We start from the raw sequence: 17944 nt of genomic DNA, 5'->3' as shown, positions 1-17944 counted from the left end.
GAGGCGCCGGCCTCACCCGGCAGGTTGCGGCCCGGCTCGTAGGCGGCCAGGGGACCGCCGTTGACGCCGCCGTCGGCGAAGGCCTGCAGCTGCGCCATGGCGGCCGCCTCCCCGGGACGGCAGGGGCAGAGATCGGCGCCGCTGAAGGGGAAACCGAGTTCCTCGGCACTGGGCACAGCGTCCAGCATGGGCAGGGCCTGCCACAGGGGCGCCCGCTCCGCCGGCAGGGCGCTGGGCTCGAGATCCAGCAGACCGCCCGGCGCCGCCACCGGCTCCAGGCCGCCGGCGGATCCGGCGCCGAGGGCGGCCCGGCCCTCCACCTGGCCACGCCAGTTGCGCAGGAAGGGGCCGTAGACCCGATAGGGCTCCCCGGCGCCGGTGCGGATCGCCTCCGGGGCCACCAGCAGCTGGTCCCAGTCCACCAGCACCCGGGTGTCCTGGGCGCGCAGCGCCGCCGCCACCTGCCGGTCGCGCTCGCGGCCGTAGGGCTCCACCTCCCGGTTCCAGGCCACCACCGCGGCCCCCGTCGCCCGGGCCGCCTGGGCCACCAGGACCGCCGGATCGCCCTGCAGGATCAGCAGCCGGCTGCCCGCCGCCCGCCAGCGGGCCGCCAGCTCCCGCAGGCTCTCGCTCAGAAACCAGGCCCGGGCCGGAGCCATCAGCGGGCCTGAGACGATCGCCGGATCAAGCACGTAGAGGCCGGTGACCGCCGGGGTGGCGGCGGCCGCCGCCGCCAGGCCCAGGTTGTCGGCCAGGCGCAGGTCGCGGCGATGCCAGAACAGCCAGCGCTCCGGGGCCATCAGGATCCCAGCAGCTGGCGGGCGCGGTACCAGGCGGTCACGGTCTTGCCGTCCAGGGCCTCGTCGCCGCTGGCCAGGAGCGCATCCAGCTGGGCCGGCTCCAGCAGCAGCACCTCCATGTCCTCGTCGTCGTCACCGGGGGGGCGGTCCTGCAGCAGGGTGAGATCGCGGGCCAGGAACAGGTGGATCACCTCGTCGGAGTAGCCGGGGCAGGGGTGCATGGCGCCGAGGGGGTCCCAGCGGCTGGCGCTGTAGCCGGTCTCCTCCTCCAGCTCCCGCCGCATCGAGCCCAGGGGCTCCTCCCCCTCCTCCAGGGTTCCGGCCGGGAACTCCAGCAGCCGGCCGGCCACGGCGAAGCGGTACTGGCGCAGGATCACCACCCGGCCGTCCTCGAGCACGGGCACCGCCAGGGACGCCCCCGGATGGCGGATCACGCCGTAGGTGCCCTCAATGCCGATCGGCAGCACCACCCGGTTGAGCTCGAAGCGCACCTTGCGGGCCTGGAGGGCGGCGGTGGTTTCCAGATGGGTGCAGGGCTCGGGGGGCGGCAGGGGAGCCATGGGGCAGGCCATCGGGGCCCCCAGTGTGACGGGCGGGGGCCGCTGGGCGCGGTATCAGAGGCCTTCCGGCCAGCCCGGCTCCCCCGGCAGTACCAGGGGCGGCGGCTCCAGGGCGGCCCGCGGCAGGGCCGCCAGCCCTGCGGAGGCCGTGAGGGGGGTGCCGGTGGGCGCCACGGGAAGGGGCAGGTCCGGGTCGATGGCCGCCAGGGGGGCGAGCACGAAGGCCCGCTCCCCCAGGCGCGGATGGGGCAGCTCCAGCTCCGGGCTGCCGCAGGTGAAGGGCCCGCACCAGAGCAGGTCGAGATCGAGACGGCGGGGTCCCCAGCGCTCGCGGCGCTCCCGGCCGAACGCCGCCTCCAGCTGCAGCAGCCGCGCCAGCAACCGGGGGGGATCAGGCCATCGCTCCCCCGGCAGTGAGGCCGCTGCGAGCCGCGCCAGCAGGACGGCGTTGAGGTACGGGGGCTGTCCCGGCGGCCCCCCCACCGGCTGGGTGCGGAACCGGGGCGACCAGCTCAGCTGCAGGGGCACCACGGCCCAGGCGGCCAGCTCCGCCTCCAGCTGCGGCCGCACGGCCGTGAAGGTGGCGACGGGGTCGCCGAGGTTGGCTCCGAGGGCGATGGCCAGGCTGACGGAGAGGGGATCGGCAGGGGAGTGGACCATCGACCGTCGCCCTCGGGCCTTCGCCAGCAAGACCCTTCCGGGCCGGTGGGAGCCATCCTGGCCAACGGCCGGCGGCGGGGCGGCGCTGCGGCAATCCACCGGAAGGGGCCGGCGGTACTTGAGGCGTCCATCGACGCCGCCCCGATGTCCTTCCCCCTGTCCGTGCTGCTGCTCTCCCTCGCCAACCCGCTGCCCGGCGGCCTGGCTGGACCGGCGTCCCTCAGCGCACCGCTTCCGGTGGACGGAGCTGGGGCGTGGCTGGCCCAGAAGCCGGCCGGGGCCCTCGCCCCGTCGCTGCAGGGCCGCCCGGTGGTGGTGGATATCTATGCCAGCTGGTGCCCCGCCTGCCGCACGATCGCGCCGACGCTGCGCTCCCTCGCGAAGAGTCAGGCCGGCAAAGCCACGTTCGTGACCTTCGACGTGTCCGATGCCGCCACGTTGAAGGCCTCCCGCGAACGGGCCAGGTCGCTCGGGCTTGGCGCGTTCCTGGAAGCCAACCGCAGCCAGACCTCCCTGGTGGCCGTCATCGACCCCCGCAGCGGCACCAGCGTGCAGACCTTCCGGGCCAGCACGGATGCGGGCGCCTACGTCGCCGCCATCGGCAAGGCCCAGTCGATGATCCGGCGATGATCCGGTCCCCCCTGAACCGCACCGGACCGGCGTTGCTGGTGGTCCTGGCCGCGGCGTCCCTGGCGGCGGCACTGGCGCTGGAGGGCCTGCCGCGGATCGGGGCCCAGCTGGATCAGGCGATCCTGGCCGCGTCGCAGGCCTACGCCGAACGGTTCGAGGCCTGGCCTTCGCCCCCACCGCTGCTGGTTCCGATGGCCGCGTTCCTCGGTGGGCTGCTGGCGAGCGTGTCGCCCTGCGTGCTGGCGATGCTGCCGTTGAACCTCGGCTACATCGGCACCCTCGGGCCGCTCAGCCGAGGCCAGGCCGTGGTCAGGGTGGCCGGCTTCGTGGCCGGGACCGTTCTGGTGCTGAGTCTGTTCGGCCTGGTCGCCTCGTTCGCCTCGGCGGTGGTGGTGGACCACCGCGGCCCTGTCCACCTCGGGGTGGGTCTGGTGATCCTGCTGATGGGGCTCCATCTGGGGGGATGGCTGCCGCTGCGGCTGCCCCGCCTGCCGGCACTGCCCCCATCGGGAGGGCCGTTCCTCGTGGGAATGGGCTTCGCCCTGGTGAGTTCCCCCTGTGCCAGCCCCGTGCTGTTCTCGGTGCTGGCCGCTGCCGCCGGCACCGGCTCCGGTCTGCTGTCGGTGGTCACGATGGTGAGCTACGCCCTCGGGTACACGGCCCTGATCGCGGCCACCAGCCTCTGGGCCGGTCTGATGGGGGCCTCCCGGAAGCTGCTGCGCCATGGCGCCACCCTCACGCGGCTCAGTGCGCTGGTGCTGCTGGCGGCGGGGGGGTTCTATGTGCTTCAGGGGCTGATCTGGAGCTGGCGGAACGGATAGACGACGGCCATGGCCCCGCCGCCACCCGGTCGGCGAGACTGGCCATCCCACCCAGCCACTGCCCCATGGTCGTCAGCGGGTCCCCTGCCGCGCCCGCCGGTGCCGCCCCCACCGGCAGCTTTCCGCTGGCCGCCATCACCGGCCACGGCACCCTGAAGCTGGCCCTGCTGCTGGCGGCGGTGGACCCCGGCCTGGGCGGGGTGGTGATCGCCGGCGGGCGCGGCACCGGCAAGTCGGTGCTGGCCCGGGGGCTCCATGCCCTGCTGCCGCCGATCGACGTGATCGATCTGGCCGATGGTCCGGGGCTGCGGCAGGCGGATCCCTCCCGGCCCGACGAGTGGGACGGCCCCACCCGGCAGCGCATCACCGAGCTGGGCGGCGATCCCAGCGGCGCCGATCCGGAGGCCCTGCTGCCCACCCGGGTGATTCCTGCCCCGTTCATCCAGGTGCCCCTCGGCGTCACCGAAGACCGGCTGATCGGCTCGGTGGACGTGGCCGCCTCCCTGACCGCCGGGGCGCCGGTGTTCCAGCCCGGACTGCTGGCGGAGGCCCACCGGGGGGTGCTCTACGTCGACGAGCTCAACCTGCTCGATGACGGCATCACCAACCTGCTGCTGGCGGCGGTGGGCTCCGGCGAGAACCGCATCGAACGGGAGGGGCTGAGCCTGTCCCACCCCTGCCGCTGCCTGCTGATCGCCACCTACAACCCGGAGGAGGGGGCGGTGCGCGACCACCTGCTCGACCGTTTCGCCATCGCCCTGTCGGCCAACCAGCTGCTCGACACCGACCAGCGGGTGGCGATCACCCGCTCGGCCCTCGACCACGGCGCCTCCAGCAGCGCCTTCGGCGCCCGCTGGCAGGAGGAAACCGAGGCCCTGGCCACCCAGCTGCTGCTGGCCCGCCAGTGGCTGCCGGACGTGACCATCGACCGGGAGCAGATCCGCTACCTGGTCACCGAAGCCATCCGCGGCGGCGTCGAGGGCCACCGGGCCGAGCTCTACGCGGTGCGGGTGGCCCGGGCCCATGCGGCCCTCTCCGGCCGCGACCGGGTGGACGCGGACGATCTGCAGGTGGCGGTGCGCCTGGTGATCGCCCCGCGGGCCCTGCAGCTGCCGCCCCAGAATCCCGACCAGCCCATGGAGCCGCCGCCACCGCCACCGCCCCAGGGGGAGCAGCCCCCCGAGGACCCGGAACCGCCCGAGCAGGAGCCGGAGAACGAGGAGCCCGAGGATCAGGACGAGGAGGACGAGGACGACAGCCCGGAGGACCAGGCCCCGCCCCAGATCCCCGAGGAATTCCTCCTGGATCCCGAGGCCACCGCCATCGACCCCGACCTGCTGGTGTTCGCTTCGGCGAAGGCCAGGAGCGGCGGCAGCGGCAGCCGGGCGGTGGTGTTCAGCGACAGCCGCGGCCGCTACGTCAAGCCGATGCTGCCCCGGGGCCCCGTGCGCCGCATCGCCATCGACGCCACCCTGCGGGCCGCCGCGCCTTACCAGAAGGCCCGCCGCGCCCGGGAGCCGCACCGCAAGGTGATCGTGGAGGAGGGGGACCTGCGGGCCAAGCAGCTGCAGCGCAAGGCCGGCGCCCTGGTGATCTTCCTGGTGGATGCCAGCGGCTCGATGGCCCTGAACAGGATGCAGAGCGCCAAGGGGGCCGTGATCCGCCTGCTCACCGAGGCCTACGAAAACCGCGATGAGGTGGCCCTGATCACCTTCCGCGGCGAGCAGGCCGAGGTGCTGCTGCCACCCACCCGCTCGATCACCGCCGCCCGCCGGCGGCTGGAATCGATGCCCTGCGGCGGCGGCTCACCCCTGGCCCACGGCCTTGCCCAGGCGGCCCGGGTGGGGGCGAACGCCCTGGCCACCGGCGACCTGGGCCAGGTGGTGGTGGTGGCCATCACCGATGGCCGCGGCAACGTGCCCCTGAGCCGCTCCCTGGGCCAGCCGGTGCTGGAGGGGGAGGAACCGGTGGACCTCAAGGCGGAACTGCGCCAGGTGGCCAGCCGCTACCAGAGCCTGGGTCTGCGGCTGCTGGTGATCGACACGGAACGCAAGTTCATCAGCAGCGGCATGGGCAAGGTGCTGGCCGAGGCGGCCGGCGGCCGCTACGTGCAGCTGCCCAAGGCGAGCGACCAGGCCATCGCCGCCATCGCCCTGGAGGCGATCAACGGTTTCTGACCGTGGGAGCCAGCCGGTCCTGGGCGGCCTGGCGGGCGGCCCTGGCCTCCTGCTGGCGGGCGTCCTGGCGGGCCTTGCGGTCGCGCGCCGCATCCACCTCGGCGGGGTAGAGCTCTTCGAAGAACCGGCCCAGGCCGATCGAGACGCTGCGGATGCCGTCGAGGAACTTGGGATCCCCCGTGAGCTTGCTCACGTCGCCGCCGACGGCCGACCAGCGGTCGGTGAGCTGCTTGGCGTTGGTGAGCGTGGCCTGCAGATCGGCCACGGTCTTCGGGTTGTCCAATGCCGCCGCCAGGTTGCCCACGTGCTTGCTGGCCCGGGCGGCATCGGCGCTGGCCAGGTTGAGGTTGCTCAGGATCGGGTCCACCTTGCCCACCGAACGGTTCAGCTGGTTGACCAGCACCTGGGCGTCCCGCAGGAAGACCTGGCCACTCTTGGTGAGCAGTTCGGTCTCCTTGGCGGTCTTGGAGAAGGCGGCGGTGGCCGCCACCATCTGCTGAACGAGCTGTTCCTTCTCGGCCTGGTCGAGCAGACCCTGGACCGTTTCGGTGACCGTGTCGAGGCTGGCCGCCGCGATTCCCTTCACCTGGCCGCCATTGCAGACCATGCGGGTGTTGTTGCAGCCCCGCTCCCGTGGCCCCGGCAGGCTGGCCGGCAGGGGGGGACCTCCCACCAGCAGGGACACCTGGGCGTCGCCCCCGAGCAGGGAGGCATTGCCGACCCGGGCCACCAGGGGGCGGGCCAGCCGCAGGCGCGGGTCGGTGATCTCCAGGTCGGCCACCACGGCCGCGTCGGTGACGGTGACCCGGCGCACGCTGCCCACCAGCACGCCGCGGAAGGTGACCGGCGAACGGTCGGCCAGACCGGCGGCATCGGCGAAGCTGGCGCGGATCGTCCAGGTGTTGCCTCTCAGGGAGATCCCCCGCAGCCAGAACCACAGACCCAGGCCACTGGCGATGGCGGCCAGCAGGGAAAATCCAACCAGGGCTTCACGGACACTCCGGCGCATGGGCTCAGTTCTCGGCCGGCTGCATCGGTCCGTGCAGACTACCGCTCCGAAACTGCACCACATAGGGATTGGTGCTGACCCGGAAGTCCTCCACCGTGCCGACCCAGCGGAAGCGGCCGTCGTAGAGGAGGGCGACGCGTTCGGCGCAGCGGTCGATCGTGCTCATCACATGGCTGACCACCAGGGTGGAGGCGTGCACGATGCGGGAGGTGCGCACGATCAGGTCCTCGATGCGGGTGCAGGCCACCGGGTCGAGGCCGGCGGTGGGCTCGTCGAAGAGGAGCAGGGGGGTGCGGGCCGAGGCCAGGGTGGGGTCGTCGATCAGGGCACGGGCGAAGCTCACCCGCTTCTGCATGCCGCCGCTGAGCTCCCCCGGCATGCGGTCGGCGATGCCCGCCAGCCCCACGGCGTGCAGGGCCTGGTCCACCCGCTCGGCGATCTCCCGCTCCCCCAGGCGGCTGAAGCGGTAAAGCAGGAAGCCGACGTTCTCGCGCACGGACAGCGAGGCCAGCAGGGCGGGGTTCTGGAAGACCAGGCGCACGTCCGGGGGGTGGCGCTGGTCCAGGCGCAGGTAGGTCTGGGGTTCGCCGTGGATGCGCAGCAGGCCGGAGGTGGGCAGCTGCAGCCCCGCCAGCAGGCGCAGCAGGGTGGATTTGCCGGAGCCCGAGGGTCCCACCACGACGAGGCGCTCGCCCGGCGTGAGGCTGAGGTCGACGCGGTCGAGGACCATGTTGGGTCCCCAGCGCATGCTGAGGTTCTCCATCTGGGCCACCGGTGGGATGGCCGGGGGAACTTTCAGCGCGAGTTGACTGGAGGCCAAGGAACCACGGCGAGGGGGCCCCTGGGGCCCGGCTCCCATCCTGCCGGTTCAGGACGGGCTTTTCATCCGTACAGTTCCGTTGGTCTGTGCCGCGTCGCCACGCCCTGCCCTTGACGGTTCGAGGCCCCGCTGCGAACGCCCGTCGGCGCCGGGGCGGCTCCCGCCCGGGGCGCCCCCGCTGGGTGGGCCGCGGCGACCTGCGTCAGCAGGACCTGATGAGCCGCTCGCGGCGGGCGGCCCGCTGGCTGCAGCCGGGGCTGGTGGTGAAGCGCTGGATGATCACCTCGGGCCTGGGCCTGGTGATCGCCCTGCTGGGGGCGGCGGTGTGGGCCGACCTGCAGCCGATCTACTGGACCCTGGAGACGATCCGGTGGGGCCTCAACCGCCTCACCCAGGTGATGCCCCGGGGGATCACCGGCCCGCTGGTGCTGCTGATCGGCGCCGCCATGATCTGGCTGGGCCAGAGCCGCAGCTTCGGCGCCATCCAGCAGGCCCTGGCCCCGGAGAAGGACACCCTGCTGGTGGATGCCCTGCTCGCCCAGCGGCGCCTGAACCGGGGCCCCACCATCGTGGCCATCGGTGGCGGCACCGGACTGGCCACCCTGCTGAGCGGCCTGAAGCGCTACAGCAGCAACCTCACCGCCATCGTCACGGTGGCCGACGACGGCGGCAGCAGCGGCGTGCTGCGGCGGGAGCTGGGGGTGCAGCCTCCCGGCGACATCCGCAACTGCCTGGCGGCCCTGGCGCGGGAGGAGCCCCTCCTGACCCGCCTGTTCCAGTACCGCTTCAAGGCGGGCAGCGGCCTGGAGGGCCACAGCTTCGGCAACCTGTTCCTGAGCGCCCTGACGGCGATCACCGGCAGTCTGGAATCGGCGATCATCGCCAGCAGCCGGGTGCTGGCGGTGCAGGGGCAGGTGGTGCCCGCCACCAACGCCGACGTGCGCCTGTGGGCGGAGCTGGAGAACGGCGAGCGGATCGAGGGGGAATCCCAGATCGGCCACGCCCCCTGCCCGATCGTGCGCCTGGGCTGCACCCCGGAGCGTCCGCCGGCCCTGCCGCGGGCCCTGGAGGCGATCGCCAACGCGGAACTGATCGTGCTGGGACCGGGGAGCCTCTACACCTCCCTGCTGCCCAACCTGCTGGTGCCGGAGCTGGTGAGCGCCATCAGCGCCAGCAAGGCGCCGCGGCTGTACATCTGCAATCTCATGACCCAGCCCGGCGAAACCGACGGCCTGGACGTGGGCGGCCACCTGCGGGCGATCGAAGCCCAGCTGGCGAGCCTGGGGGTGGAGCAGCGCCTGTTCACGGCCGTGCTGGCCCAGGAGGACCTGGATGACTCCAGCCTTCTCGACATCTACCGGCTGCGGGGCGCCGAACCGGTGACCTGCGAGGCCTCCGTGCTGCGGGAGCAGGGCTACGAAGTGATCCTGGCGCCACTGCAGGGGGCCCGCCCCAGCGCCACCCTGCGCCATGAACCCCGCAGCGTGGCCAAGGAAGTGATCCGCTTCTATCGGAAGCACAGAAGGGATTGAAGCGGTGGTGAGTCCCGCCCCCTAATCTGCCGGTCGCCACAGGTCAGGAAGAGGTATGGCTTAACCGTCTGTCAGATCCACCGGTACGGACCGGGTATGGGTTCATCTGAGCACGTTTAAATAGGGCAGGAAACCTACCCGAGGACCTAGCCCACGGAAGCGCAGCTTAGGTGATTTTAAGCAAAATCACCGGTAGTAAAAAAGGATGTTCAACGCTGAAACAAAGAGAAGCTCATCAATGCTGGCCAACATCCTCAAATCCATAAGAAAGTCTTGCTTGACGGGATCAGCTCCAAGGGCTCTGCCGGCTGCCGGAGCTTTGAACAGGAGGCACGGTCGGCTACCGCTAGATTCATCCTGTTGGCTTGAGGCTGGACATGTACGCATCAGAGCACCCCGACGTTGATGCCCTTGCCGGCCGCCTCAACGATCTCATGATCATGAAGCCAAAGCCTTCACCATATCCACTCATCAGGATGGGGGGAGACAGGGATGGCGCCTATCTGATCCCGAATGATCTGGCAGACATAAAAGCCTGCTTCTCTCCAGGCGTGAACAATACGAAGAACTTCGAAGACGAACTGACAACCAGTCATGGAATCACCTGCCATCTCTGCGATTACTCCAGCGACATCAAGTCCCTAGAGACGCCGCTGATCGAACCGATGCAGACTTTCACAAAGAAATGGCTTGATATTGATGACAGGGAAGACAGCATCACCCTGGACGAATGGGTCGAGGGCCAATGCCCTGATCACAAAGATGATCTGCTGCTCCAGATGGACATTGAGGGCGCGGAATACAGAAACCTGCTAGCGTGCAAGCAGAGTACACTGAGCCGCTTCAGGATCATCGTCATTGAACTCCACGGGCTTGATTCGGCCAACAACCCAGTAGAGTTTGAACATGAACTTGGCCCACTCCTGAGGAGGCTCGACAACACCCACATCTGCGTCCATGCCCATCCCAACAACTGCTGCGGAGAGGTGACGATTGAAGGCTCAGACCTAGTGATTCCGCGTGTCATCGAGCTCACTTTTCTGAGGCGAGATCGCTTAATCCAACATCAGAACGGCAGCACTCACCAGCCGCTGCTTCCTCACCCCCTGGATCTTGACTGCAACGTGAGCGAACGACCGCCCCTGCTTCTTGAAGGCGCATGGGTTGATGAAAGGAGCTTCGCTTCGGAATCGCCTGCCGGCATAAGCACCTGGAAAAAGGTCGGCCTGTTGTCAAAGAGACTGGATCATGCATGCCTGCAACTTCAACAGCTCAAGGAGCAGAACAGGCAACTTGAACACACTCAGGAAAAAGCAAAGCAAAGAATCGACTATCTGGAGAAACGACTTGGCGAACTTGATCGCCCAATCAAGATCTACATTGGCCTCAAACGATTATTGAAACCAGGCAAGCGAGATGGCTGAATCTCCTTGAGTTGCCAATTCCCCGAACGGCTGAAAAGAATCAGCCTCGGCTCCAAGAAAAAGGAATGATCATCCTGCCTGAAGGCGCTGGTCCTCCCAACCTGTGATCCGCACTCTCTAGGCTCCTGCTCGATGGTGAAGTCCAAAGCCAACAACAGCGACAGCAACGGCATACAAGTTACCTGTAGTTAGATTGTGCACTAGACTTTCACGAACCTCATGATCACGGCGGCGAGAGCAGGATCCGAATGAGCAAAACTACGATCTCTATCGTGATCCCCACCTTGAACTGCAAGGGAGTCATTTCACGAGCGATGAACTCTATCATTGAACAGAATCTCACAACGATTGAGGTCATCATCTCCGACGGAGGCTCGGCCGATGGGACGGTGGACTTTTCACTCGCCACGCTGGCCAGCAACAAGATTCCAGCGTCAGCAGTGATCTATCCTGGAAGTAGCATCTATCAAGCGATCAACCTCGGCATCAAGATAGCCGCGGGCGAATGGATCTACATCTTGGGCTCAGATGACAGACTTTACCAGTCAGATGTGCTTCAATGCATGGAACATCGGCTTTCAGACTCCAAAGCTGACGTGGTCTATGGAGACGCGTGGGCCGGAGAAAGTGATGGCTTTCTTCTGGGTGGCGTGTTTGACCTCAATCGACTGTGCCGAGAAAACATCTGCCACCAAGCCCTTTTTTACAGACGAAGTGCATTGCAGTCGCTACAGCTGGAATACAACATCAAGTACGAGCTACTGGCTGACTGGGACTACAATCTACGATTGCTATCGCATCATCAATTTCAACATATTCCCATCATTATCGCATTCTTCAGTGGCAAGGGCCGGTCGAGCACCGAACGGGACCATGCCTTTGAGAGGGACCGGGCGAGGAACATCCTTCGCTATTTTGGATTTCGGACAATCTTCATGCTTCACCCGCTTCAGTTTGAGCCCGTAGCGGCCGTGACCCAGCGCCCCTTCCAAGGCCACCTGCTACGACAAGCCAACAGGGTGATGTTCCCCCTCTACAGACGCTTTGCCAGGCTCGGGCAGCAAATCCTGGCCCACTGAACCATCTGGGAGAGCTGGCTCACAGCTTCAGCTTCCGAAGGACACGCCGAACAAGCCGGAAAGCCAGAGGCTGGCTGCCTGCAGCCAGTGCGGCTTGCGCTATCTCCAGCTCCCTGCGGAGCCGATCTCCCCTTGAACTCTTCTGCATCACCTCCTTGAGATGAAGCAGATAAATCCAGATAGTCTGGGAAGGGCTCGAGGCGTCGCTCGCAGGTTGCGGATGCCTAAGCCGATCCTCCAGAAATGGATGATTAAAGTCGAACTTCAACCCCAATGGGCATGATCCGGAATCACCAGTTTTCACGGGGAAAAGCACGCCGACTTTGGATGACTGCGATGCCAGCAGGGCAGAGTAGCTCCGTTCCATCGCGTGAAGCGGGGTTCCATCATCGGCCAGGGGTTCCTCAGGATAGAAGGCCTCATTCAACGAGATCGCAGCAAAAGGCAGAAAGCGGTTGACGACCCCCCAGAACATATTTCCAGCCGGAAAGATCAGGGGCAAAAGCAGATAATGATCGCTGATCCCAGCGGATTGAAGCAGATCGGAAGCCTGAAGAAGATTCCTATGGCTTCCCCACCCTGCATGCCGAACTCCAATGAAAGGCCTTGGATAGATGGCTCCAATGTCTTCTTCGGTCATCCACCTCTCCATCCGCAGATAGTCCTGCCGTGAGGATGGGATCAGACAGCGGCAGATATCCTCCGTCCATGCCCATCCTGCATCACCATCATGATCGCCAAGAGCGTGCTGCCATTGCTCGTCCCAGACCGGGCTTCGCTTGAGATGCAGCTTCAGGAATAGATCATAACCTGACCCATGGCGCTGCAGCATCTTCCAGAAAGGAAGCACATCACGACCTCGGTTCTCGACCACCTCAACGACAAACTGAGCGCCTCCAAGTACAAGCTCGTGCCGCCAGGCCTCAATGCCTGCCGCCTTCTCGGCCGTATCGGTTGTGACGACTATGCCAGAAAAACAATTGGCAGCCGCCAAACGTACCAGAAGAGGCTTGAGGCGGTCGGGATAAAATGCATGAATGACAGCCAGAGCACGCCTTCGTGGACTAACATCAACTGACTCACATCCAGAGGAAACAAGCTCATCCAGGGGTCTGGGATGATCCGATAACTCCAGTGCCTCCCATCTCGGCATCAGGGTAGGCAAGGAATAGGGCTCAGAAGAATTAAGATGAAGATAGGATGAGAGGCCTCTCGAAAGACACTCATCAAGGTGGGATTTCCACTCGGGTAGCACTCCGCCTCTCCTGCTGAAGACAGCCTAAACCACTTTCGGAGTCTTTCCCATTCGAACGATCTACCCAGGCAGCATCACAAGGCTAGGATTTGATCTCTAAGTGAATAGCGACATCCCCGTGTCCCTACCCAAGGCCATTGCCTTCTATCTTCCCCAATATCACCCGATTCCTGAGAATGATGCGTGGTGGGGTAAGGGATTCACGGAATGGCGAAATGTCACCAGGGCAAGGCCGCTGTACCCCCGGCATTACCAGCCGCACCTGCCCGCCGATCTGGGCTTTTACGACCTGAGGCTGCCGGAAGTCCGCCAGGCCCAGGCAGAGCTGGCGCAATCTTTCGGCCTGTATGGTTTCTGCTACTACCACTACTGGTTCAACGGTCGGCGCGTGCTGCAGCGGCCGTTCGAAGACGTTCTGGCTTCCGGTGAACCGGACTTTCCCTTCTGTGTCTGCTGGGCCAATGAAAACTGGACCCGGCGCTGGGACGGATCCGATGATGAGATTCTTCTGGAGCAGATCTACAGCGAACAGGACGACCGCGAGCACCTGTTGTCCCTGTTGACGGCCTTCAGGGATCCTCGCTACATCAGGATCGCAGGTAAACCTCTGTTTCTCGTCTATCGCACCAGCGCCCTGCCCCATCCGGCCCGAACGGCAGAGATCTGGCGATCCATCGCCCATGACCATGGCCTGGGAGATCTCTATCTCGTTTCCGTTGAATCGAAGGAGACTGAGATCAGGAACCCTCAGGACTTCGGCTTTGATGCCGCGGTGGAGTTTCAGCCCTGCTGGCCGATGCTCGGCTCTCTCCCGCACCAGACCCCCAGTCTGCGGGAAAGGGTCAAGGGCTTGATCAAGAAGGAGTCACCGGGGAAAAGCATCCACCGGGTCGTCGATTACGACAAGGTCAGTCAGGCGGCCCTTTCCAGGCCTGTCCCCCCCTATCCCCGCTTCCCCTGTGTCACCCCGTCCTGGGACAACACCGCCCGGCGACGCTGGGGGGGCATCATCCTCCAGGATGCAACGCCGGAGCGGTACGGCCACTGGCTCAGGCAGACCCTGGCACGCCTCCCGGCCTGCGGTCTGCCTGAACCGATCGTGTTTATCAACGCCTGGAACGAGTGGGCCGAAGGCAACCACCTCGAACCCGATCAACGCTGGGGTAGCCGCTATCTGCAGGAAACGCTCGCCGCCCTCAGCGGCTCAGGTCTCCCATAGGCGCCATCAATAGGCATCCTGCATCTCATAGAAATCAGGCTGCACGTAATCCTTGCGCAGCGGATAGCCCTTCCAGTCCTCCGGCATCAGCAGGCGCTTGGGATGGGGATGGCCCTCGTAGGCGATGCCGAACATGTCGAAGGTCTCGCGCTCCTGCCAGTCGGCCCCGCGGAACAGGCCATAGAGGCTGGGGATCGACAGGGCACCGTCCCGGGGGAGGAACACCTTGAGTCGCACTTCCTCGGGACGCGCCTCGGCCGGCAGGGGGCCGTGGCCATCGGCCATGGCCGAAAACTGATCGACCATCGACGCCAGCTTGACCAGGTGATAGAAGCTCACCAGCCGGCCCCCCGGGCCCTCGTCGTAGCCCCCCTGGCACTGGAGGTAGTCGTAGCCGGCCGCCTTCAGGGCCGTGGCCACCAGGGGCAGAGCGGCGGGCTCCACCCCCAGCATCTCGACGCCCGAGTGGTCCGGGCCGAGGCTGACGGCATCAAAACCCTGGCCGCTCAGCCACGTGGCCACGGGCCCAGGGGCAGCGGCCTGCAGGGCACTGGCTTCGGAGGCCGTGCCGTCCGCGGCACCAGGGGTGACGGGGGACTCCTCAGGCATCGGTGGTGGGGGCGGTGGGGGCGGAGGCGGTAGCGCTGTCAGCGGCGGCGCCCATCGGCAGACCGGCGGCGGCGGCCAGGGCGGCCTGCTGGGTTTCCGCCCGCAGGTAGGCCCCGGTGACGATCGGGTCGATCCGTTTCATCTGGTGGGGGATCGTGCAGTAGCGGTGGGTGGGACGCAGGTTGCCGCGCTCGGCCAAGGCTTCGTTGCCCACCTTCTTGCGCAGCTTGATCACCGCATCGAAGATCGCTTCCGGACGGGGCGGGCAGCCGGGCAGATAGAGGTCGACGGGAATCAGCTTGTCGACGCCGCGCACCGCCGTGGTGGAGTCGGCGGAGAACATGCCGCCGGTGATGGTGCAGGCCCCCATGGCGATCACGTACTTGGGCTCCGGCATCTGCTCGTAGAGCCGCACCAGGGCCGGCGCCATCTTCATGGTCACCGTGCCGGCCACGATCAGCAGATCGGCCTGGCGGGGGCTGGAGCGGGGCACCAGACCGAAGCGGTCGAAGTCGAAGCGGGAGCCGATCAGGGCCGCGAACTCGATGAAGCAGCAGGCCGTGCCGTAGAGCAGCGGCCAGAGGCTGCTGAGCCGGGCCCAGTTGTGGAGATCGTCGAGGCTGGTGAGAATGATGTTCTCGGAGAGGTCGGCGGTGACGCCGGGGGCGCCCACGGGACCGCAGCTGGCCTCGCGCAGATCGCGCAGGGCATCGACGGAAAGGGAGCCGGCAGGGGGTGTGAGGGTCATGGTGGGGAGGTGCTCAGCTCCACTCGAGGGCGCCCTTGCGCCAGGCGTACGCCAGGGCCAGCACCAGGATGGAGATGAAGATCAGAGCCTCGATGAAGGCCAGCAGCCCGAGTCGGTGGAAGGCCACCGCCCAGGGATAGAGGAAGACGGTCTCGACATCGAAGATGACGAAGACCAGGGCGAACATGTAGTAGCGGATGTTGAACTGGATCCAGGCCCCGCCGATCGGTTCCATGCCCGATTCATAGGTGAGCTGTCGCTCCCCCTGGCGGCTCTTGGGAGCCAGCAGCTTGTTGGCCACCAGCGCCAGCACAGGAACCGCCGCCGAAATCAGCAGGAAGCCCAGAAAGGCGTCGTAGCCGGAGAGCACGAACATCGGCAGACCCAACCTGGCGCGCATTCTGCCACCTGCCTCCGGGGGCGGCGGTCGCCGGGACGACCGGCCCGGCCGGCCGCCGGGAGGGGCCGCTGGGCCCGGGGTCGCCCTCGATAGAGTCCCCTGGTATGGCCAGGCACGGGATGAGCACGGAACCGCCGACGGAGACATCCACCGAAGAGCTCCCCAGCGGGGCCGCCGGCACCCTCGGCGGGGCGGCCGAACCCGTCGCCGAGGACCCCTCCAGCCACCGCTTCGAGTGCCGCAGCTGCGGCTTCGTGTACGACCCGGCCGAGGGGGTGAAGAAACTGGGGATCGCGGCCGGCACCTCCTTTCTCGATCTCGACCCGGTCGGGTTCCGCTGCCCGGTCTGCCGCAGCCGGGTGGGAGCCTTCAAGGACATCGGCCCCCGCAACAAGCCCAGTGGCTTCGAGGAGAACCTCAACTTCGGCCTGGGGGTGAACCGCCTCACCCCCGGCCAGAAGAACGTGCTGATCTTCGGGGGGTTCGCCCTGGCCTTCGCTTTCTTCCTCTCCCTCTATTCCCTGCGTTGATGCCTGCGCCCCTCCCCGCCCTGCCGGCCATCCTTCGCCCGCTGCGGCCCCTGCTCAGCCTGGCCCTGTCCCTCGTGCTCGCCCTCGGCCTCACGGGCTGCGTCACCACCGGACTGCCCACCGCCGCCGCCAGCCCCTGGCAGGCGGTTCCCCTGGACACCCGCTCCAACCCCCTCGACGTGGCCTTCAGCAGCGCCGACCACGGCTTCCTGGTGGGCAGCAACCGGCTGATCATGGAAACCGACGACGGCGGTGCCAGCTGGCAGGAGCGGGCCCTGGACCTGCCGGAGGAGGAGAATTTCCGGCTGATCAGCATCGACTTCAACGGGCCTGAGGGCTGGATCGTGGGCCAGCCCGGCCTCCTGCTGCACAGCGACGACGCCGGCAGCAGCTGGAGCCGGCTGCTGCTCGACACCAAGCTGCCCGGCGAGCCCTACCTGGTGACGGCCCTGGGGCCGAAGACCGCCGAGCTGGCCACCAACGTCGGCGCGGTGTACCGCACCACCGATGCCGGCTCCAGCTGGCAGGCCCTGGTGGGCGATGCCGCCGGCGCCATCCGCGACCTGCGCCGCAGCGCCGGCGGCGACTACGTCAGCGTCAGCAGCCTGGGCAACTTCTTCGCCACCTGGGAACCCGGCCTGCCCGCCTGGCAGGTGCACCAGCGGGTCAGCAGCCAGCGGCTGCAGTCGATGGGCTTCCAGCCCGACGGCCACCTCTGGATGGTGGCCCGGGGCGCCCAGCTGCGCTTCGACGGCGACCCGAGCACCGCCGAAAGCACCGAAAGCGGCGACTGGAGCAAGCCCGTGATCCCGATCACCAACGGCTACGGCTACCTCGACATGGCCTGGGATCCCCGCGGCGCCGTCTGGACCGGCGGTGGCAACGGCACCCTGCTCGTGAGCAACGATGCCGGCGCCAGCTGGCAGCGGGATCCGGTGGGCAGCGAGCAACCCACCAACTTCTCCCGGATCGTCTTCGCCGCCGATGGCAAGGGCTTCGTCCTGGGAGAGCGGGGTGTGCTGCTGCGCTGGGTGGGCTGAGGGCGGGGGGCAACTGCATCCCTCTGTAACCAACCCCCCGACCCGCTCCCGCCAGCCGCTGGCCGACCCCTAGGATTGCCGGGCTGAACGCTTGTTGCTATGGCTGCCGGCTCCACAGGGGAACGCCCGTTCTTCGAGATCATCACAAGCATCCGCTACTGGGTCATCCATGCGGTGACCCTGCCGGCCATCTTCCTGGCGGGCTTCCTGTTCGTGTCCACCGGCCTGGCCTACGACGCCTTCGGCACGCCCCGTCCGGATGCCTACTTCCAGGCCCAGGAAACCAAGGCTCCCGTCGTGAGCCAGCGTTACGAGGGCAAGAGCAGCCTTGATCTGCGCCTCCAGGAACCATGACCCAGTCCACCGCCCCCACCACGCCGCGCAATTACCCGATCTTCACGGTGCGCTGGCTTTCCGTCCACGCCCTCGGCATCCCCACGGTCTTCTTCCTGGGTGCCTTGGCGGCCATGCAGTTCGTCCGTCGCTGAGACATCCATGCAGCGCAATCCCAACCCCAACAACCTGCCGGTCGAGCTGAACCGCACGAGCCTCTATCTCGGGCTGCTGTTCGTGTTCGTCATCGGCATCCTCTTCTCCAGCTACTTCTTCAACTGATCGGGAGGCACCCCAT

21 protein-coding genes are annotated in these 17944 nt (G+C 67.2%); 12 read left to right on the top strand and 9 right to left on the bottom strand.

Annotated features, from left to right (window positions below; translation table 11 throughout):
- The 3 genes from KBY81_RS07745 to folK all read right to left on the bottom strand — a co-directional run.
- The coding region (locus KBY81_RS07745; protein ID WP_254976149.1) for a deoxyribodipyrimidine photo-lyase at positions 1 to 800 on the bottom strand (800 nt) is incomplete at its 3' end.
- Positions 800 to 1360, bottom strand: coding sequence for an NUDIX hydrolase (locus KBY81_RS07740; protein ID WP_106221033.1), 561 nt, complete (start codon positions 1358 to 1360; stop codon positions 800 to 802). The genes KBY81_RS07740 and KBY81_RS07745, both read right to left, overlap by 1 nt.
- Positions 1361 to 1414: 54 nt before the next feature.
- Positions 1415 to 2020 (bottom strand): 2-amino-4-hydroxy-6-hydroxymethyldihydropteridine diphosphokinase, encoded by a 606-nt coding sequence (gene folK, locus KBY81_RS07735; protein ID WP_254976148.1) that lies wholly within the window; start codon positions 2018 to 2020, stop codon positions 1415 to 1417.
- Positions 2021 to 2065: 45 nt separating this feature from the next.
- Between folK and KBY81_RS07730 the strand changes: the two genes are divergently transcribed.
- The 3 genes from KBY81_RS07730 to bchD all read left to right on the top strand — a co-directional run bounded on the left by KBY81_RS07730 (position 2066) and on the right by bchD (position 5648).
- Positions 2066 to 2650, top strand: coding sequence for a thioredoxin family protein (locus KBY81_RS07730; protein ID WP_254976146.1), 585 nt, complete (start codon positions 2066 to 2068; stop codon positions 2648 to 2650).
- Positions 2647 to 3471: a cytochrome c biogenesis CcdA family protein gene (locus KBY81_RS07725; protein ID WP_254974073.1), complete on the top strand. Its 825-nt coding sequence runs from the start codon at positions 2647 to 2649 to the stop codon at positions 3469 to 3471. The genes KBY81_RS07730 and KBY81_RS07725 overlap by 4 nt, the downstream gene beginning before the upstream one ends.
- A 65-nt stretch (positions 3472 to 3536) precedes the next feature.
- Positions 3537 to 5648 carry a magnesium chelatase ATPase subunit D gene (gene bchD / locus KBY81_RS07720; protein WP_254976145.1) on the top strand — a complete coding sequence of 704 codons (2112 nt, stop codon included), beginning with the start codon at positions 3537 to 3539 and terminating at the stop codon, positions 5646 to 5648.
- Here the strand turns inward: bchD and KBY81_RS07715 are convergent.
- Positions 5635 to 6657: an MlaD family protein gene (locus KBY81_RS07715; protein ID WP_106221043.1), complete on the bottom strand. Its 1023-nt coding sequence runs from the start codon at positions 6655 to 6657 to the stop codon at positions 5635 to 5637. The genes bchD and KBY81_RS07715 overlap by 14 nt on opposite strands.
- 4 nt (positions 6658 to 6661) lie before the next feature.
- On the bottom strand, positions 6662 to 7420 hold the full coding sequence (locus tag KBY81_RS07710; protein ID WP_254974118.1) for an ABC transporter ATP-binding protein: 759 nt from the start codon (positions 7418 to 7420) through the stop codon (positions 6662 to 6664).
- Between the two features lie 272 nt (positions 7421 to 7692).
- On the opposite strand from KBY81_RS07710, the gene yvcK reads away from it, so the two are divergent.
- The 3 genes from yvcK (at position 7693) to KBY81_RS07695 (ending at position 11512) form a co-directional block, all read left to right on the top strand.
- Complete coding sequence (yvcK, locus tag KBY81_RS07705; RefSeq protein WP_106221047.1) at positions 7693 to 9009, top strand: gluconeogenesis factor YvcK family protein; 1317 nt, start codon at positions 7693 to 7695, stop codon at positions 9007 to 9009.
- A gap of 377 nt (positions 9010 to 9386) precedes the next feature.
- The gene (locus tag KBY81_RS07700) at positions 9387 to 10433 is read left to right on the top strand and encodes an FkbM family methyltransferase (RefSeq protein ID WP_254976144.1); all 1047 of its coding nucleotides are present in this window, start codon (positions 9387 to 9389) and stop codon (positions 10431 to 10433) included.
- Between the two features lie 248 nt (positions 10434 to 10681).
- Positions 10682 to 11512: a glycosyltransferase gene (locus KBY81_RS07695; protein ID WP_254976143.1), complete on the top strand. Its 831-nt coding sequence runs from the start codon at positions 10682 to 10684 to the stop codon at positions 11510 to 11512.
- Between the two features lie 19 nt (positions 11513 to 11531).
- Here KBY81_RS07695 and KBY81_RS07690 read toward each other — a convergent pair whose 3' ends face one another.
- Positions 11532 to 12665, bottom strand: coding sequence for a rhamnan synthesis F family protein (locus tag KBY81_RS07690; RefSeq protein ID WP_254976150.1), 1134 nt, complete (start codon positions 12663 to 12665; stop codon positions 11532 to 11534).
- A 220-nt stretch (positions 12666 to 12885) separates the two neighbouring features.
- Between KBY81_RS07690 and KBY81_RS07685 the strand changes: the two genes are divergently transcribed.
- On the top strand, positions 12886 to 13986 hold the full coding sequence (locus tag KBY81_RS07685; protein ID WP_254976142.1) for a glycoside hydrolase family 99-like domain-containing protein: 1101 nt from the start codon (positions 12886 to 12888) through the stop codon (positions 13984 to 13986).
- Positions 13987 to 13992: 6 nt separating this feature from the next.
- On the opposite strand, the gene KBY81_RS07680 is transcribed toward KBY81_RS07685, so the two are convergent.
- Genes KBY81_RS07680 through ndhC form a run of 3 tightly spaced genes read right to left on the bottom strand, consistent with a single transcriptional unit; the run spans position 13993 to position 15719 of the window.
- Complete coding sequence (locus KBY81_RS07680; protein WP_106221053.1) at positions 13993 to 14595, bottom strand: NAD(P)H-quinone oxidoreductase subunit J; 603 nt, start codon at positions 14593 to 14595, stop codon at positions 13993 to 13995.
- Positions 14588 to 15343 carry an NADH-quinone oxidoreductase subunit NuoB gene (gene nuoB, locus KBY81_RS07675; RefSeq protein ID WP_254976141.1) on the bottom strand — a complete coding sequence of 252 codons (756 nt, stop codon included), beginning with the start codon at positions 15341 to 15343 and terminating at the stop codon, positions 14588 to 14590. The genes KBY81_RS07680 and nuoB overlap by 8 nt, the downstream gene beginning before the upstream one ends.
- A 13-nt stretch (positions 15344 to 15356) precedes the next feature.
- The gene (gene ndhC, locus KBY81_RS07670; RefSeq protein ID WP_015109697.1) at positions 15357 to 15719 is read right to left on the bottom strand and encodes a photosynthetic/respiratory NAD(P)H-quinone oxidoreductase subunit C; all 363 of its coding nucleotides are present in this window, start codon (positions 15717 to 15719) and stop codon (positions 15357 to 15359) included.
- A 143-nt stretch (positions 15720 to 15862) separates the two neighbouring features.
- Between ndhC and KBY81_RS07665 the strand changes: the two genes are divergently transcribed.
- From KBY81_RS07665 to KBY81_RS07645, 5 genes are all read left to right on the top strand, one after another.
- On the top strand, positions 15863 to 16273 hold the full coding sequence (locus tag KBY81_RS07665; protein ID WP_254976140.1) for a rubredoxin: 411 nt from the start codon (positions 15863 to 15865) through the stop codon (positions 16271 to 16273).
- Complete coding sequence (locus KBY81_RS07660) at positions 16273 to 17313, top strand: photosynthesis system II assembly factor Ycf48 (RefSeq protein ID WP_254976138.1); 1041 nt, start codon at positions 16273 to 16275, stop codon at positions 17311 to 17313. Before KBY81_RS07665 ends, KBY81_RS07660 begins: the two co-directional genes overlap by 1 nt.
- A gap of 99 nt (positions 17314 to 17412) precedes the next feature.
- Positions 17413 to 17667, top strand: a complete 255-nt coding sequence (psbE, locus tag KBY81_RS07655) for a cytochrome b559 subunit alpha (RefSeq protein WP_015109700.1) — start codon at positions 17413 to 17415, stop codon at positions 17665 to 17667.
- Positions 17664 to 17801 (top strand): cytochrome b559 subunit beta, encoded by a 138-nt coding sequence (psbF, locus tag KBY81_RS07650; protein ID WP_015109701.1) that lies wholly within the window; start codon positions 17664 to 17666, stop codon positions 17799 to 17801. Before psbE ends, psbF begins: the two co-directional genes overlap by 4 nt.
- Positions 17802 to 17808: 7 nt before the next feature.
- Positions 17809 to 17928, top strand: coding sequence for a photosystem II reaction center protein L (locus tag KBY81_RS07645; RefSeq protein WP_015109702.1), 120 nt, complete (start codon positions 17809 to 17811; stop codon positions 17926 to 17928).
- The last annotated feature ends 16 nt before the right edge of the window (positions 17929 to 17944 follow it).

The sequence above is a fragment of the Cyanobium sp. Lug-B genome, from assembly GCF_024345635.1.
GTDB classification, from domain to species: domain Bacteria; phylum Cyanobacteriota; class Cyanobacteriia; order PCC-6307; family Cyanobiaceae; genus Cyanobium; species Cyanobium minutissimum.
The sequence above is the reverse complement of the archived record's forward strand: the minus strand, read 5'-3'. Positions and strand labels throughout refer to the sequence as shown.